Below are 14380 nucleotides of genomic sequence, written 5' to 3'. Positions count from 1 at the left end.
GTTCGCTGCAACTCGGCGAGCCGGTCAATCCACCATCGTCAGAGGAGTTGATGCTGGCGAGCCGCGATCTGGGGCAGGGGCTGCGGCAGAGCGATCTCAGCGTGCCGGATGTGTATTGCGGCGCCTGCATCACCACCATCGAGACCGCGCTCGGCCGTCTGCGCCAAGTGGAGCGGGCGCGGGTGAACCTGTCGTCCAAACGCGTGGCGGTCGTCTGGAAGGAGGAGGTCGATGGCGTCAGGACCGATCCTGCCGAGATTGCCCGCGCCATTCTTGCGACGGGATATCGCACGCATCTTTTCGCCAGCGGGCAGGATGCCTCGGACGCCTTGCGTTCGCAGCTGATCAGGGCGGTGGCGCTGTGCGGCTTTGCTTCCGCCAATATCATGCTTCTGTCTGTCTCCGTCTGGTCGGGGGCGGATGCGGCGACGCGCGACATGTTCCACTGGATTTCGGCGATGATCGCCGCGCCGGCGCTGATCTATGGCGGGCGTTTCTTTTACCAGTCGGCCTGGAATGCGCTGAAACACGGCCGCACCAATATGGATGTGCCGATAGCGCTCGCCATCACGCTCTCTTATGCCGTCTCGCTGTGGGAAACGATCCATCACGGTGAGCATGCCTGGTTCGATGCGACCGTCTCGCTGCTGTTCTTCCTGCTCATCGGCCGGACGCTTGACCATATCATGCGTGACAAGGCGCGTTCGGCCATTGCCGGGCTTGCCCGTCTTTCGCCGCGCGGGGCAACGGTGATCGGTGAGAATGGAACGCGGGAGTATCGGCCGCTTGCCGATATCCAGCCGGGAATGTCGATTGCGATTGCGGCCGGGGACCGGGTGGCGGTGGATGCCGTGGTCGTCTCCGGCAGCAGCGATCTCGACATGTCCATCGTCAATGGCGAGAGCGCACCGCGCCGCGTTGCGGCAGGCGACAGCCTTCAGGCCGGTACGCTCAACCTCACCGGTTCGCTGATTGCGCGGGTGACGGCATCGGCGAAGGATTCCTTCCTCTCGGAAGTCATCGGGTTGATGGAGGCGGCCGAAGGCGGGCGGGCGCGTTACCGGCGCATCGCCGACCGTGCCGCGAGCTATTATTCTCCCGTGGTGCATCTTCTTGCGCTGGTGACATTTCTCGGCTGGGGCATTTTCGGCGGTGACTGGAAACAGGCGATGCTGATCGCCATTGCGGTTCTCATCATCACCTGCCCCTGCGCGCTTGGTCTTGCCGTTCCCGTCGTGCAGGTGGTGGCCGCCGGAAGGCTGTTTCGGCACGGCATCATGGTCAAGGAAGGTTCGGCGATGGAGCGGCTGGCCGAAATCGATACCGTGCTGTTCGACAAGACCGGCACCCTGACCGTTGGTAAACCGAGACTGGTCGAGGCAGATGATGTGAAGCCGGCCACCATGGCAATTGCGGCGGGACTTGCCGCCCATTCGCGTCACCCTCTCTCGAAAGCCCTGCATGCCGCCTATAACGGTGCCTTGCCGGCCTATGAGGTGGTGCGGGAAATTCCAGGCTCGGGTGTCGAGGCCGAGACGGAAGCTGGCATCTACCGGCTCGGCAATCGCCGTTTCGCCTGCCCGGACGAGGCACGAACCGACAATGGCGATGCGCGGTCGGAAGTGGTGCTGTCGCTAGATGGTCATCAACTGGCGAGCTTCGGCTTCGAGGATAATCCACGCGCGGGTGCGGTTGCGGCTTTGCGTAATCTCTCAGTGCGGGGCCTGATGCAGGAAATCGTTTCGGGTGACCGGGCCGCCGCCGTCAGCGCCATGGCGCAGCGGCTGGGGATAGGCAACTGGCGTGCGGACCTGTCGCCGAAGGACAAGGCGGCGCGTTGCGCCGAGCTTGCCGGCGAGGGCCGCAGGGTGCTGATGGTGGGAGACGGTATCAACGATGCGCCGGCGCTTGCTGCCGCGCATGTGTCCATGGCGCCGGCCACCGCCGCCGATATCGGTCGGCAGGCCGCTGATTTCGTGTTCATGCAGGAGGATCTCGATGCCGTGCCTTTCGCAATCGAGACATCGCAGCGGGCAGGAAGGCTGATCCGGCAGAACTTCGCGCTTGCGATCGGCTATAATATCATCGCCGTGCCGATTGCGATTGCCGGTTATGCGACGCCGATGATCGCGGCCATCGCCATGTCGACGTCTTCGCTGATCGTCGTCGCCAATGCGTTGCGTCTTGCCGGTACTGCTGAAACCGTCCGTCCCCAGAACGACGCAAAGACCGGATTTGCAGGCGAGGGGGCGCAACTGGCATGAACATGTTGATCTATCTCATTCCCGTCGCGCTGTTCTTAGGAGCGCTTGGCCTTTTCGCCTTCCTCTGGTCGGTGCGCTCCGGCCAATATGAGGATATGGACGGGGCCGCCTGGCGGGCCTTGGATGACGATGATGACCGGCCCCGACGATCATAAGAGGCGAGGTGGGCTTGCCGTTTTGAGCCGGCCTCGACCTGTCGCAAATATGCAAAGCTGATTTGCGTCATCAAAATTTAATCGTTTCAGTCGCCCCCAGCCTTGCCGTTTGTTCATTACAGTGCCACAACACGACCACCTAAAAGCAAGATGGAGGCACATCCGTGGAACAGGCAGAAATCGGTTTGATCGGTCTCGGCGTCATGGGCTCGAACCTGGCGTTGAACATCGCGGAAAAGGGCAACAAGATTGCCGTATTCAACCGAACCCCTGAAGCGACGAAAAAATTCTACGCCGAGGCTGGGGACTTGCAGGGACAGTTGATCCCCTGCGAAACCATCGAGGAATTCGTCGCCGCCATTCGCCCTCCGCGCCCGATCATCATCATGATCAAGGCCGGCGATCCGGTCGACCAGCAGATGGAAATCCTGAAACCGCATCTCGCCAATGGCGACATCATGATCGATGCCGGCAACGCGAATTTCCGCGATACGATCCGCCGTTTCGACAATCTGAAGGATAGCGGTCTGACCTTTATCGGCATGGGCGTTTCCGGCGGTGAAGAAGGTGCGCGCCATGGACCGTCGATCATGGTCGGCGGCACCGAAGACAGCTGGAAGCGTGTCGAGAAGGTGCTGACTTCCATTTCCGCCAAGTACAATAACGATCCGTGCGTGGCATGGCTCGGCAATGACGGCGCCGGCCACTTCGTCAAGACCATCCATAACGGCATCGAATATGCCGATATGCAGATGATCGCCGAAATCTACGGCATCCTGCGTGATGGCCTTGGTATGAGCGCCGTCGAAATCGCCGACGTGTTCGCCGAATGGAACAAGGGTCGCCTGAATTCTTACCTGATCGAAATCACCGAGAAGGTCCTGCGCGCCGCCGATCCGATCACCGGCAAGCCGATGGTCGATCTGATCCTCGACAAGGCCGGCCAGAAGGGCACCGGCAAGTGGTCGGTCATCGAGGCGCAGAACATGGGCGTCGCCGCAACCGCCATCGAGGCGGCCGTGGCTGCCCGTATCCTGTCGTCGCAGAAGGATGAGCGTGAAGCTGCCGAGAAGATCTTCGGCCTGCCGACCCTTGCAGCGGCACCGGCTGACAAAAAGGCCTTCATCGCCGATCTGGAAAGCGCGCTTCTGGCCGCCAAGGTCGGCGCTTATGCGCAGGGCTTCGCCATCATGTCGGCCGCTTCGAAGGAGTTCAACTGGAACCTGCCGATGCCGACGATCGCCCGCATCTGGCGCGCTGGCTGCATCATCCGCTCGGAATTCCTCGATGAGATCACCTCGGCCTTCACCAAGGACCCGCATGTGGCCAACCTCATCGTGACGCCTGCCTTCGCCGGCATCGTCAAGGATACCGACGCACCGCTGCGCCGTGTCGTTTCCTATGCCGTTCTCTCCGGCCTGCCGGTTTCGGCGCTGGCTTCGGCACTCGGTTACTTCGATGCCTATCGCCGTGGCCGCGGCAGCGCCAACCTCATTCAGGCGCAGCGCGACTTCTTCGGCGCCCATGGTTTCGAGCGTACCGACGGCGTGGACAAGCCGCATGGCCCTTGGGGCAGCGGCGCCGACATTTTCTGATCGGCTGAAACGACAAACGACAAAAGGCCCGCGCGAGCGGGCCTTTTTCATTTCATCGATGCCTGGATTAACGGGCGGCGGCGAGGCCGACGATCAGGCCGCTGACGGCATTGATGAGCAGGAACTGGTTGTCGACGCGGACCCAGCGCTGGTCGCGGCGCGGTTCGGCAAGGCGATAGCGGCGATAATCGCGGCGGTCGATCACATGACGGCGTTCGCCCGCAGACAGACGCTGGCCGCGATCCCAGCGGTGCTTCTTGACGATGACCTTCTTGGTGGTGACCTGACGCTCGACGGTAACACCGCGATGGCGATCGTCGTGGCGGCTTTGGGCCTGAGCCATCGGAGCGGCGAGAACGGTAGCGGCCAGAAGAATGGTGACGAACTTTTTCATGGAAGTTTCCTCTCGTGTTTCGATGAGGAGAACTTACGAATAAACGAATGAACGGAAACTGAATTTAAAATTACATTTATGTAATGGTTATTAACGGTTAGGGGCGGGAGTTAATCTTCTATTTTGAGATTTTTCTTGCTGCCAAAGTGATCCGACCACCCGGCTGTCGTTTTGTCCACCACGCCGTCACGTGCAAATGCTGCTGTTGATTAAACCCCAAAATCCGCCTTGCCTGTGAAAGCGCAAGTACCATGGCGCCGACGCTGACTGCAGGTTCCAGTGCGCGAAACGCACCACGGAAGCCTGAGCCGAACGCGCGCTGCGATGGCATTCAACGTCGATCCGTTGTGCCAATTATAGTTTTATTCACCTCAAAAAACGTTCAAATTTTGAAATATTTGCAATTAGATACGTGCGACTTTAGTGAGAAATGAATATCTGACCACGACCAAGGCGAGTAGAAGAGATAAGCATGAAGTCAAGATTAGTTACATCAGTGTCGCTCATATTGATCACCCTTAGTGGCTGCACAACTGCGCCGACAACGCTTAATAACTCCGGGTCGTCTTCTGACGCTTGTGGTGCGTCGCGCTATCAGAAATATATTGGAGGGCCTTCATCCGCGACTGTTGGTCTGAATATTCCCGGAGACTCGCGGCATTATGGGCGACAAGAGCGCGTTGCTAATGACACACCGTCAAGATTGAACTTTGTTCATAGCGGCACTGCCACAGAATCTGTGACTAATCCGAAGTCGACCGTCATTCGCGTGTTCTGCGGCTAATAAAGGAACCTCGACCCAAGCTTGGGTAACCCATGTGAGCGCGCGGGGGGCTTCGGGGCCATTCGAAAACGGCTGGATTCCCTACAACAAGCCCCTTCTGTTCCGGTAGCGACTTTCGCTGCCTCATTGAGTGATAGGACCACCCGGCAAAACCGGGCGGTCTTTTTTTCGATTAGACCCGTTCGGCGGATTTTGCCCAGAGGTTGATATCCGCTTCCTTGGCGTAACGGTCGATTTCGGCAAGTTCTTCGGCCGTGAAATCCGGATTGTCGAGCGCCTTCACGCAATCCTCGACCTGTTCGACACGGCTTGCGCCAATCAACGCCGAAGTGATGCGGCCGCCGCGCAGAACCCAGGCAATCGCCATCTGCGCCAGCGTCTGGCCACGCCGCTCGGCAATGCTGTTGAGGGCACGGATGTTCTCGACATTGCGCTCGTTGAGGAAGGCCGGGTTGAGCGACTTGCTCTGCGCGGCACGGCTGCCGTCCGGCACGCCGCCGAGATATTTCGTGGTCAGCATGCCCTGCGCCAACGGGGAGAAGACGATGGAGCCGATGCCTAGTTCTTCCAGCGTGTCGACGAGACCGTCTTCCTCGATCCAGCGGTTGATCATCGAATAGCTCGGCTGGTGGATGATGCAGGGCGTGCCGAGGTCCTTCAGGATCGCTGCGGCCTCACGGGTGCGCTTCGAATTGTAGGACGAGATGCCGACATAAAGCGCCTTGCCCGAGCGCACGATCTGGTCCAGCGCGCCGCAGGTTTCCTCAAGCGGCGTATTGGGGTCGAAACGGTGGGAATAGAAGATATCGACGTAATCCAGCCCCATGCGCTTCAGGCTCTGGTCGCAGGAGGCGATTACGTATTTGCGGCTGCCCCATTCGCCATAGGGGCCGGGCCACATATTGTAACCGGCCTTGGAGGAGATGATCATCTCGTCGCGATAGCCGGCAAAATCGGTCCTCAGAATCTCGCCAAAGGCGGTTTCGGCACTGCCGGGCGGTGGGCCGTAATTGTTGGCGAGATCGAAATGGGTGATGCCGAGATCAAAGGCGCGGCGGCAGATGGCCTGTTTGGTCTGGTGTGGCGTGTCATTGCCGAAATTGTGCCAAAGGCCGAGCGAAATCGCCGGCAGTTTCAGGCCGGTCTTTCCGCAATGATTGTATTTCATGGATTTGTATCGGTTTTCGGCCGGTTGCCAAACCATGGGTCTTCCTCCATTCGCTGATGATCGGCTGCGCAGAATCCGGCAGCCTTTGAACTGATGGGACAGGCGCGGGCGCACCTGTCATTCCCGAGAGGGATGGTTATGCCTTTCTCCGCCTTGTTTCAATGCGAGGATTGGCAGGTGTAAAGATCGAAGATGCGGAAATGCGGCTGCCCGCCATTCGCTTTCGGGGTGAAGATGATACGGCGCGTTTCGCCAGCGGAAAGATCGAACAGATTATCCGAATAGCGCCCGGGCTGATCGGCCTCCAGCATGACAAAGAGGGCGAGACCCGTAGCCGTCACATCGATTTCGAACTGGCCGTTCTTCAGTGTGTTGGTGTTGAATGTCAGGCCAGCAGGCTGAAGCTCCAGCGCTTTGTAGGTGTCGCGCACATGGTGGCCTTCGCCGGTCATGCCGTTGGAAGCGATGAAATTCCAGGCGAGGATGGCGCCATCAGGCAGGCTGTCCATGTCGATATCCGTCAGCGTGGCGGCCCTGTCGGTCGCGCAGGTGCCGTTGGCGGATTTCAGCGGCACGCGGTTGCCGTCCATGGTCAGCGCAACGATGTTCATGTCGATTTCCACATCTTCCGCCGTGTCGTTGACCATGGAGAAGCTCACCCGGCGTCCATCGTCGGAAGGGATGGCCGAGACGGTGACGGGCTGGAAGAAACGGCGGGCGGCATAATGCAGCGCTTTCCAGCCGCCGCCATAATCGAGGCTCGACCATGAGGCGACCGGCCAGGTATCGTTGAGCTGCCAATAAAGCGTGCCCATGCAATGGGGCTTCAGCGAGCGCCAGTAATCGACAGCCGTGCGGATGGCCAGCGCCTGCTGCACCTGGCTCAGATAAACGAAATTCTCGAAATCCTTCGGGAAGCGGAAGTAGCGGAACATGGTGCCGGCGATGCGCTCATTGCCTCCGACATTCTTCTGGTGCAACTCGATGACCGGGGAGGCGATGTTCATGTCCCTGTCTTCCGCGTAGGTGCGGATGACGGGCATGGATGTATAGGACTGGAAACCGAATTCGGAGCAGAAGCGCGGCTTCACCGAACGGTAATTATTAAACGACTTGTTCTCGTGCCAGACGGACCAGTAGTGCATGTCGCCGGAACCATCCGCGTGCCAGGCATCGCCATAATCGAGATAACCGGAGGCGGGGCTCGATGGCCACCAGAGCGCTTCGGGAGCGGCTTTTTTCAGAGCCCGTTCGATGGTGCGGTTCAGGCGGTCATAGGCTACGAGGTAACGGTCGCGATTGTTGCGAGATTCATCGAACCAGGTCAGCGCACCCACCAGCTCGTTATCACCACACCAGAGCGCGATGGACGGATGGGAGGAGAGGCGTTTCACCTGATAATCGACCTCGTGTTCGACATTATCGAGGAAATCCTCGCTGCAGGGATAGAGATTGCAGGCGAACATGAAATCCTGCCAGACCAGCAGGCCGAGACGGTCGCAGAGATCGTAGAACCAGTCTTCCTCATAGAACCCGCCACCCCAGACGCGGATCATGTTCATATTTGCCTCGACCGCGGAGCAGAGAAGGTCCTCGGTCTTTTCCCGGCTGGTCAGCGAATAGAGCGCATCGGCGGGGATCCAGTTGGCGCCGCGGCAGAAGATTTCCCGGCCATTGATGCGGAAGGCGAAGCGGCTGCCGGCCTCGTCCTTGTCCGTCAGAAGCTCGATGGTCCTGAAGCCGATCTGGCGGGTCACGGTCTCATCGGGCAATTCCACAGTCAGCCTGTAGAGCGTCTGTTCGCCACTGCCAGCCGGCCACCAGAGTTCCGGATTTTCCACGAAGAAGACGTGGCGCACCAGCGTTTCACCGGCGCCGACGCCGCAATCGAGCCTGAGCCTTTCATCGTTGAGAGACAGATAGACCGGCAGGCTGGCCGGGCCTTCGGCAAACAGTGTGACGGCGACATGCAGCTCGACGCCGCCTTCGACATGGTGCTGGGAGGTGACGACATGTTCTATACGTGCGGTATCAAGGCGCTTCAGCAGGATTTTGCCGTAAAGGCCGAGCGGCGCAATCGCGATGTTCCAGTCCCAGCCGAAATGGCATTGCGGCTTGCGCAGCATGTTGCCATTGGCGATCGGCGAATTGCCGGGGTGATAGGGAATATAGAAAGGCTGCCGCGCCTGCCGTTCCGCACCGGCCGCAATGTTGGAGTGAAAATGGATGCGGATGGTGTTTTCGCCGGGCCGCAGCGCGCGCGACGCGTCTGGGCGGTAACGGCGGAAACAATTGTCTGCGGTGAGAACCGGAACATCGTTGACGAAGATGATGGCGACCGTATCGAGGTAATCGATATCGAGATACCAGCTGGCTTCAGCATCATCGAGCACGAATGTCCGCTGGATGATCCAGTCCCGCTGCGCGACCCATTGCACCGCGGTTTCATTGGCACCGTGATAGGGGTCGGGAATGATGCCTGCATTTTTGAGTGCGCTGTGAATGTCGCCGGGTATGGAAAGTTCGGTCGCATGGTCTCCTTCCGCGGATTGCAGGCGCCACAGCCCGGCCAGATCGATGACGGTTTCGGGCGTGGAGGAGGAAATCATGATCGGACCCTGCGTAATATGAATTCGAAGCGGATGGGCCGGCATTATGATGCAGGCTTGTGTCAGAATCTGGGGAAGACGGATGCCCGTGCACCGGCTGATAGAAACTCGTCCGGCTAGACAGTCTCCTCCCTCCGGCAACGTTACCGTAAAATAATCGTTCCGTCATGCCTTCAGGATGAAACTTACAAAGGTAAAGATGCCTGCCGGCGGAAGACGATAACTGGCAGAGGCTATTGTTTTCAATATATCATGTTTTTACGTTTTGAATCATATGTTTTGGTTGATTATTTAATCTAAATAATAAGGATTTTTCCGCCTGGAAGCGATCGCGATCTCTGCATCTGAGGTTAGGGAGGTTTTGCGGGCAACGGAGGAATTTTTCCCTGCCTATATCGTTATAGTCATGATTTGCGTCGCCATGAGCGAGCCGGCTGGCGGTTTGTGACGTTTGCCTTTGCAACAGAGTAAAAGCTATCTATGATTACTGTCCGGTAAAGCGTGGCGAAATGACATGAACGATACAGGTAAATCCGGCGGGGGCGATATGCCCGTCACGACGGGCGAGCGCCCAACCTTGAAGACCATCGCCTTCATGACAGGCCTGGGCATTACCACCGTGTCTCGCGCGCTGAAGGATGCACCGGATATTGGCGCTGAAACCAAGGAGCGTGTGCGGCTTATCGCCCGGCAGATCGGCTACCAGCCGAACCGTGCGGGTGTGCGCCTTCGCACCGGCAAGACCAATGTGATTGCCCTTGTGCTGAGCGTCGATGAAGAGTTGATGGGTTTCACCAGCCAGATGGTGTTCGGCATCACCGAGGTTCTCGCCACCACCCAATATCACCTTGTCGTCACACCACACACCCATGCCAAGGATTCCATGGTGCCGATCCGCTACATTCTCGAGACCGGCTCGGCGGATGGGGTCATTATTTCGAAGATCGAGCCGAACGATCCGCGCGTGCGTTTCATGACAGAGCGCAACATGCCCTTTGTCACCCACGGCCGCTCGGATATGGGCATTGAACATGCCTATCATGATTTCGACAACGAGGCTTACGCCTATGAGGCTGTCGAGCGACTGGCTCAATGCGGACGCAAGAGGATTGCCGTGATTGTGCCCCCATCACGCTTTTCCTTCCACGACCATGCCCGCAAGGGCTTCAATCGCGGGATCAGGGATTTCGGCCTTTCCGAATTTCCAATCGATGCCGTGACCATCGAAACGCCGCTCGACAGGATTCGCGATTTTGGCCAGAGGCTGATGCAATCGGACGATCGTCCCGATGGCATTGTCTCCATCAGCGGCAGCAGCACCATCGCCCTTGTGGCGGGTTTTGAGGCGGCGGGTGTGAGGATCGGCGAGGACATCGACATCGTCTCGAAGCAGTCCGCAGAGTTTTTGAACTGGATCAAGCCGCAGATCCACACCGTCAACGAAGATATCAAGCTGGCGGGCAGGGAGCTTGCGACAGCCCTTCTGGCGCGCATCAACGGCGCGTCACCGGAAACCCTGCAGAGTATCAGCGGGCCGGTCTGGTCCGAGATGGCGCCGAAGCCTTGAGAGAAGGATCGCCAGTCCGGATCAGGACAGGCAATCCTTCAGTGAGGCGGCAATGCCGCGCATCAGCTTGAAATAGAGGTCGGGACCGGGCTCCAGCGTGGCCGCCTCCGGATCGAGCGTTGCGGATTTTGCCGCCGTGCCCTCGGTGATGACCGAGATCAGCTTCGGCTCGAACTGCGGTTCGGCAAAAACACAGGTCGCACCAAGCTGGCGGACTTTTTCCTGCATTTGGCTGACGCGATCCGCGCCCGGCAGGGTTTCGGGGCTGACGGTGATCGATCCCGCCGTTTTCACGCCGTAACGGTGTTCGAAATATTGGTAAGCATCGTGGAAAACGATGAAGGGCTTGTCCTTCACCGGCTTGACCGTTTCCGCAATTTCGGTGTCCAGCGCGTCGATGTCATCGATCAGCTTCTTCGTATTGGCCTGATAGGTCGCGGCATTGCCGGCATCTGCCGCAATCAGCGCGGTTTCGATCTCCTGCGCCATGGCCTTGGCATTGGCGGGATCAAGCCAGAGATGTGTGTCATATGCGCCGTGCTCATGATCGTCGTGATCATGGGCATGATCATGCGTGCCTGCCTTTTCGGCATGGCCGTCATGTTCGCCGTGTTCTTCTTCGGCATGATCATGCGCCTCGAAAGGGCCGCCTTCGCGGAAGGGCAGCTTTTCCAGCCCCTTGGCGTCTTCCAGTTCCACCACAGTCGCCTTGCTGGTCAGCGCCTCCAGCGGCTTTTCCAGGAAAGCTTCGAGCCCGGGCCCGACCCAAAAGACCAGATCGGCCTTTTGGAGCGTGCGTGCATTGGAGGGCCTGAGATTATAGGTATGGGGAGAGGCCGCACCCTCGACGAGGAGCTGCGGTTCGCCTACGCCCTGCATGATTGCCGCGACAAGGGAGTGGACAGGCTTGATCGAGACCACGACATTGGGTGCGGCCATGGCGCCGGAAGCGGCCGCTACTATTGCCACCGATGCCATGAGCGGGATCAGGATCGACTTCATGAAATGCACTCCACTTGAAGAAGTATAGTTATGTTATTACATTTATTGCGTAACTCTATAACGTATGCAATAGCGGTAAGCAACATCGCCAATCGGACAATCCCATGCTTCATTCCGCCCCCAAGGGTAACGACATACTGGTTTCCCTTTCCAATGCCGGCGTGCAGCGCAACGGCCGCTGGCTGGTGCGCGGCGTGGAGTTTTCCGTCAGCAAAGGCGAGATCGTTACGCTGATCGGCCCCAATGGTTCGGGGAAATCCACCAGTGCGAAAATGGCCATCGGCGTGTTGAAGCCGAGCGAAGGTGAGGTGTCGCGCATTGCCGGTCTGCGTGTTGGTTATGTGCCGCAGAAGCTATCCGTGGACTGGACCATGCCGCTTTCCGTGCGCCGGTTGATGACGCTGACCGGGCCGCTGGCCGCCCGTGAGATCGATGCGGCGTTGAACGCCACGGGCATCGCGCATCTGGCGGGTGCAGAAGTCCAGCATCTGTCTGGCGGCGAGTTCCAGCGTGCGCTTCTCGCCCGTGCCATCGCGCGCAAGCCGGACCTGCTGGTTCTGGATGAACCTGTTCAGGGTGTCGATTTCTCCGGTGAGATAGCGCTCTATGAACTGATAAAAAATATCAGAAATTCAAGCAATTGCGGAATTCTGTTAATCTCGCATGATTTGCATGTGGTGATGGCGGAAACCGACACTGTGATATGCCTGAACGGCCATGTCTGCTGCCGCGGAACGCCGCAGACGGTGAGCCAGAGCCCGGAATATATGCGGCTGTTCGGCGGGGCGGCCGCCAAGGGCCTTGCCGTTTACAGTCACCATCACGATCACACCCATCTGCCCGATGGCCGGGTGCAGCATGCGGATGGCTCCGTGACCGATCATTGCCATCCCGAAGATGGCCATCATCACACGCATGACCATGGTCACCGCCATGATGACCATGGCGAATGCGGCTGCGGTCATGAGCATGACCATCAGGCCCACGGCCCCGCAAGCCACGGGCAGGGAGAGCGCCATGTTTGACGATTTCTTCGTTCGCGCCATGCTCGCGGGCATCGGCGTTGCCCTGACCGCCGGTCCCCTCGGCTGCTTCGTCGTCTGGCGGCGCATGGCCTATTTCGGCGATACGATGGCGCATTCCGCACTGCTTGGCGTTGCCTTGTCGCTGCTGCTGCAGCTCAGCCTCATCGTCAGCGTTTTTCTGGTGGCGTCGGCCGTTTCGATCCTGCTGATTTTTCTGCAAAGGCGGCAGGCGCTTTCCGCCGATGCTCTGCTTGGCATATTGTCCCACTCGGCGCTGGCGATCGGTCTCGTCATCGTCGCCTTTATGAGTTGGGTGCGCATCGATCTCGTCTCGTTCCTGTTCGGCGATATTCTGGCCGTTACCCGCAGCGATATCGCGCTGATCTGGGGCGGCGGACTGGTGGTTATCGTCGCCATGGTTTTCCTGTGGCGGTCGCTGCTCGCCTCCACCGTCAATAATGAGCTCGCAGAGGCGGAGGGGCTGAACCCGGAACGGGCCAAGCTCATCTTCACCCTGTTGATGGCGCTGGTGATCGCCATTGCCATGAAGGTGGTCGGCATCATGCTGATTACCTCGCTGCTCATCATACCGGCGGCGACCGCAAGGCGCTTTTCGGCCACGCCTGAGGTGATGGCCGTGGTCGCCTCGCTGATCGGCGCGGTTGCCGTCATTGGTGGCCTGTTCGGCTCGCTGACCTATGATACGCCGTCGGGCCCCTCCATCGTGGTTGCCGCCGTGATCCTGTTCGTTATAAGCCTGTTACCGGCGCCAGGTTTTTCCCGCTCCGCGGATGAAGGAGGCAAGTCATGAATGTGCAGACCCAGCAGAACCTCACCAAGAACCAGTCGCTGGTCATGAATGCCCTGTCGAATGCGCATCAGCCGCTCAGCGCCTACATGATCCTCGACAAGCTGCGGGATGACGGGTTCCGTGCACCGCTGCAGGTTTACCGGGCTTTGGAAAAGCTTGTTGAATACGGTCTCGTGCACCGGCTGGAAAGCCTCAACGCTTTCGTCGCCTGCACCCACACGCAGGCCGAATGCTGCTCGCATCATCACGGAACGGTGGCCTTTGCCATCTGCGAATCCTGCGGACAGGTGACCGAATTCCATGATCACGAAATCGACCATCGCCTCGAGCGCTGGGTGAAGGACAGCAAGTTCAAGGCGGAAAAGACCACGATTGAAATTCGCGGCCTCTGCGCCAATTGCGCGTCATAGGCATTGTTGTCGGGGCGGGCGACATCGTCCGCCGTTTCTCATCCTTCGATGATCGCCAGGTCTTTCGAAAAACGCTTCCAGTTCTCGATGTATTTTTCGGCCGAGCGGCGAAGGCTGTCGACGGCCTCGTCATCCAGCGTCCTGATCGCTCGCGCCGGCGATCCGACGATCAGTGAATTATCCGGGAATTCCTTGCCCTCGGTCACCAGCGCATTGGCGCCGACAAGGCAGTTGCGGCCGATCTTCGCGCCATTCAGGATCGTCGCGCCCATGCCGATCAGCGAATTGTCGCCGATGGTGCAGCCATGCACGATGGCATGGTGGCCGATGGTGCACATTTCGCCGATCGTTGCGGCAAAGCCGGGGTCGCTATGCACCATCGCGCCTTCCTGAATGTTCGTGCCGCGCCCGACGCTGATCGGCTCATTATCGCCGCGCAGCGTCGCGCCGAACCAGATGCCGACATCCTCACCCAGCGTCACCGAGCCGATGACATTGGCGTCGGGAGCCACCCAGTAACGATCGGCAGCGGGGGTCTGCGGCACCCGATTGCCGAGACGAAAAAGCGGCATGGCGGTTCCTCCCTATGGATTATG

13 protein-coding genes are annotated in these 14380 nt (G+C 59.1%); 7 read left to right on the top strand and 6 right to left on the bottom strand.

Annotated elements, in window-relative coordinates:
- Window positions 1–50: 50 nt before the first annotated feature.
- From cadA to gndA, 3 genes are all read left to right on the top strand, one after another.
- Window positions 51–2264: a cadmium-translocating P-type ATPase gene (gene cadA / locus FY152_05915; GenBank protein UXS33220.1), complete on the top strand. Its 2214-nt coding sequence runs from the start codon at window positions 51–53 to the stop codon at window positions 2262–2264.
- Window positions 2261–2419 (top strand): cbb3-type cytochrome oxidase assembly protein CcoS, encoded by a 159-nt coding sequence (gene ccoS, locus FY152_05910; protein ID UXS31650.1) that lies wholly within the window; start codon window positions 2261–2263, stop codon window positions 2417–2419. Before cadA ends, ccoS begins: the two co-directional genes overlap by 4 nt.
- A gap of 164 nt (window positions 2420–2583) precedes the next feature.
- The gene (gene gndA / locus FY152_05905) at window positions 2584–4014 is read left to right on the top strand and encodes an NADP-dependent phosphogluconate dehydrogenase (protein UXS31649.1); all 1431 of its coding nucleotides are present in this window, start codon (window positions 2584–2586) and stop codon (window positions 4012–4014) included.
- Between the two features lie 67 nt (window positions 4015–4081).
- On the opposite strand, the gene FY152_05900 is transcribed toward gndA, so the two are convergent.
- From FY152_05900 to FY152_05885, 4 genes are all read right to left on the bottom strand, one after another.
- Complete coding sequence (locus FY152_05900; GenBank protein ID UXS31648.1) at window positions 4082–4408, bottom strand: hypothetical protein; 327 nt, start codon at window positions 4406–4408, stop codon at window positions 4082–4084.
- A gap of 118 nt (window positions 4409–4526) precedes the next feature.
- Window positions 4527–4739 carry a hypothetical protein gene (locus FY152_05895; GenBank protein ID UXS31647.1) on the bottom strand — a complete coding sequence of 71 codons (213 nt, stop codon included), beginning with the start codon at window positions 4737–4739 and terminating at the stop codon, window positions 4527–4529.
- Between the two features lie 625 nt (window positions 4740–5364).
- A complete protein-coding gene (gene mgrA, locus FY152_05890; GenBank protein UXS31646.1) occupies window positions 5365–6396 on the bottom strand; it encodes an L-glyceraldehyde 3-phosphate reductase in 1032 nt (343 codons plus the stop codon).
- Between the two features lie 122 nt (window positions 6397–6518).
- Window positions 6519–9014, bottom strand: a complete 2496-nt coding sequence (locus FY152_05885; protein ID UXS31645.1) for a glycoside hydrolase family 2 protein — start codon at window positions 9012–9014, stop codon at window positions 6519–6521.
- A 469-nt stretch (window positions 9015–9483) separates the two neighbouring features.
- Between FY152_05885 and FY152_05880 the strand changes: the two genes are divergently transcribed.
- Window positions 9484–10536, top strand: a complete 1053-nt coding sequence (locus tag FY152_05880) for a LacI family DNA-binding transcriptional regulator (GenBank protein UXS31644.1) — start codon at window positions 9484–9486, stop codon at window positions 10534–10536.
- Window positions 10537–10557: 21 nt separating this feature from the next.
- Here FY152_05880 and znuA read toward each other — a convergent pair whose 3' ends face one another.
- The gene (gene znuA / locus FY152_05875) at window positions 10558–11538 is read right to left on the bottom strand and encodes a zinc ABC transporter substrate-binding protein ZnuA (GenBank protein UXS31643.1); all 981 of its coding nucleotides are present in this window, start codon (window positions 11536–11538) and stop codon (window positions 10558–10560) included.
- Window positions 11539–11642: 104 nt separating this feature from the next.
- On the opposite strand from znuA, the gene FY152_05870 reads away from it, so the two are divergent.
- Genes FY152_05870 through FY152_05860 form a run of 3 tightly spaced genes read left to right on the top strand, consistent with a single transcriptional unit; the run spans window position 11643 to window position 13784 of the window.
- Window positions 11643–12563, top strand: coding sequence for a metal ABC transporter ATP-binding protein (locus FY152_05870; protein ID UXS31642.1), 921 nt, complete (start codon window positions 11643–11645; stop codon window positions 12561–12563).
- Window positions 12556–13374 (top strand): zinc ABC transporter permease subunit ZnuB, encoded by an 819-nt coding sequence (gene znuB, locus FY152_05865; GenBank protein ID UXS31641.1) that lies wholly within the window; start codon window positions 12556–12558, stop codon window positions 13372–13374. Before FY152_05870 ends, znuB begins: the two co-directional genes overlap by 8 nt.
- On the top strand, window positions 13371–13784 hold the full coding sequence (locus FY152_05860) for a transcriptional repressor (GenBank protein ID UXS31640.1): 414 nt from the start codon (window positions 13371–13373) through the stop codon (window positions 13782–13784). The genes znuB and FY152_05860 overlap by 4 nt, the downstream gene beginning before the upstream one ends.
- Window positions 13785–13822: 38 nt before the next feature.
- Here the strand turns inward: FY152_05860 and FY152_05855 are convergent, their stop codons facing one another.
- Window positions 13823–14356, bottom strand: coding sequence for a gamma carbonic anhydrase family protein (locus FY152_05855; GenBank protein UXS31639.1), 534 nt, complete (start codon window positions 14354–14356; stop codon window positions 13823–13825).
- Window positions 14357–14380: the final 24 nt, after the last annotated feature.

Origin of the sequence: Agrobacterium tumefaciens (assembly GCA_025560025.1) — a bacterium.
In the GTDB taxonomy this organism is placed as follows: Bacteria; Pseudomonadota; Alphaproteobacteria; order Rhizobiales; family Rhizobiaceae; genus Agrobacterium.
The sequence above is the reverse complement of the archived record's forward strand: the minus strand, read 5'-3'. Positions and strand labels throughout refer to the sequence as shown.

What these genes read in the sequence shown, in the direction of transcription:
- znuA (UXS31643.1), bottom strand. Translation starts at nt 11,538, where the DNA reads ATGAAGTCGATCCTGATCCCGCTCATGGCATCGGTGGCAATAGTAGCG.
- FY152_05880 (UXS31644.1), top strand. Translation starts at nt 9,484, where the DNA reads ATGAACGATACAGGTAAATCCGGCGGGGGCGATATGCCCGTCACGACG.
- FY152_05900 (UXS31648.1), bottom strand. Translation starts at nt 4,408, where the DNA reads ATGAAAAAGTTCGTCACCATTCTTCTGGCCGCTACCGTTCTCGCCGCT.
- cadA (UXS33220.1), top strand. Translation starts at nt 51, where the DNA reads ATGCTGGCGAGCCGCGATCTGGGGCAGGGGCTGCGGCAGAGCGATCTC.
- FY152_05895 (UXS31647.1), bottom strand. Translation starts at nt 4,739, where the DNA reads ATGCCATCGCAGCGCGCGTTCGGCTCAGGCTTCCGTGGTGCGTTTCGC.
- FY152_05885 (UXS31645.1), bottom strand. Translation starts at nt 9,014, where the DNA reads ATGCCGGCCCATCCGCTTCGAATTCATATTACGCAGGGTCCGATCATG.
- ccoS (UXS31650.1), top strand. Translation starts at nt 2,261, where the DNA reads ATGAACATGTTGATCTATCTCATTCCCGTCGCGCTGTTCTTAGGAGCG.
- znuB (UXS31641.1), top strand. Translation starts at nt 12,556, where the DNA reads ATGTTTGACGATTTCTTCGTTCGCGCCATGCTCGCGGGCATCGGCGTT.
- mgrA (UXS31646.1), bottom strand. Translation starts at nt 6,396, where the DNA reads ATGGTTTGGCAACCGGCCGAAAACCGATACAAATCCATGAAATACAAT.
- FY152_05860 (UXS31640.1), top strand. Translation starts at nt 13,371, where the DNA reads ATGAATGTGCAGACCCAGCAGAACCTCACCAAGAACCAGTCGCTGGTC.
- FY152_05870 (UXS31642.1), top strand. Translation starts at nt 11,643, where the DNA reads ATGCTTCATTCCGCCCCCAAGGGTAACGACATACTGGTTTCCCTTTCC.
- FY152_05855 (UXS31639.1), bottom strand. Translation starts at nt 14,356, where the DNA reads ATGCCGCTTTTTCGTCTCGGCAATCGGGTGCCGCAGACCCCCGCTGCC.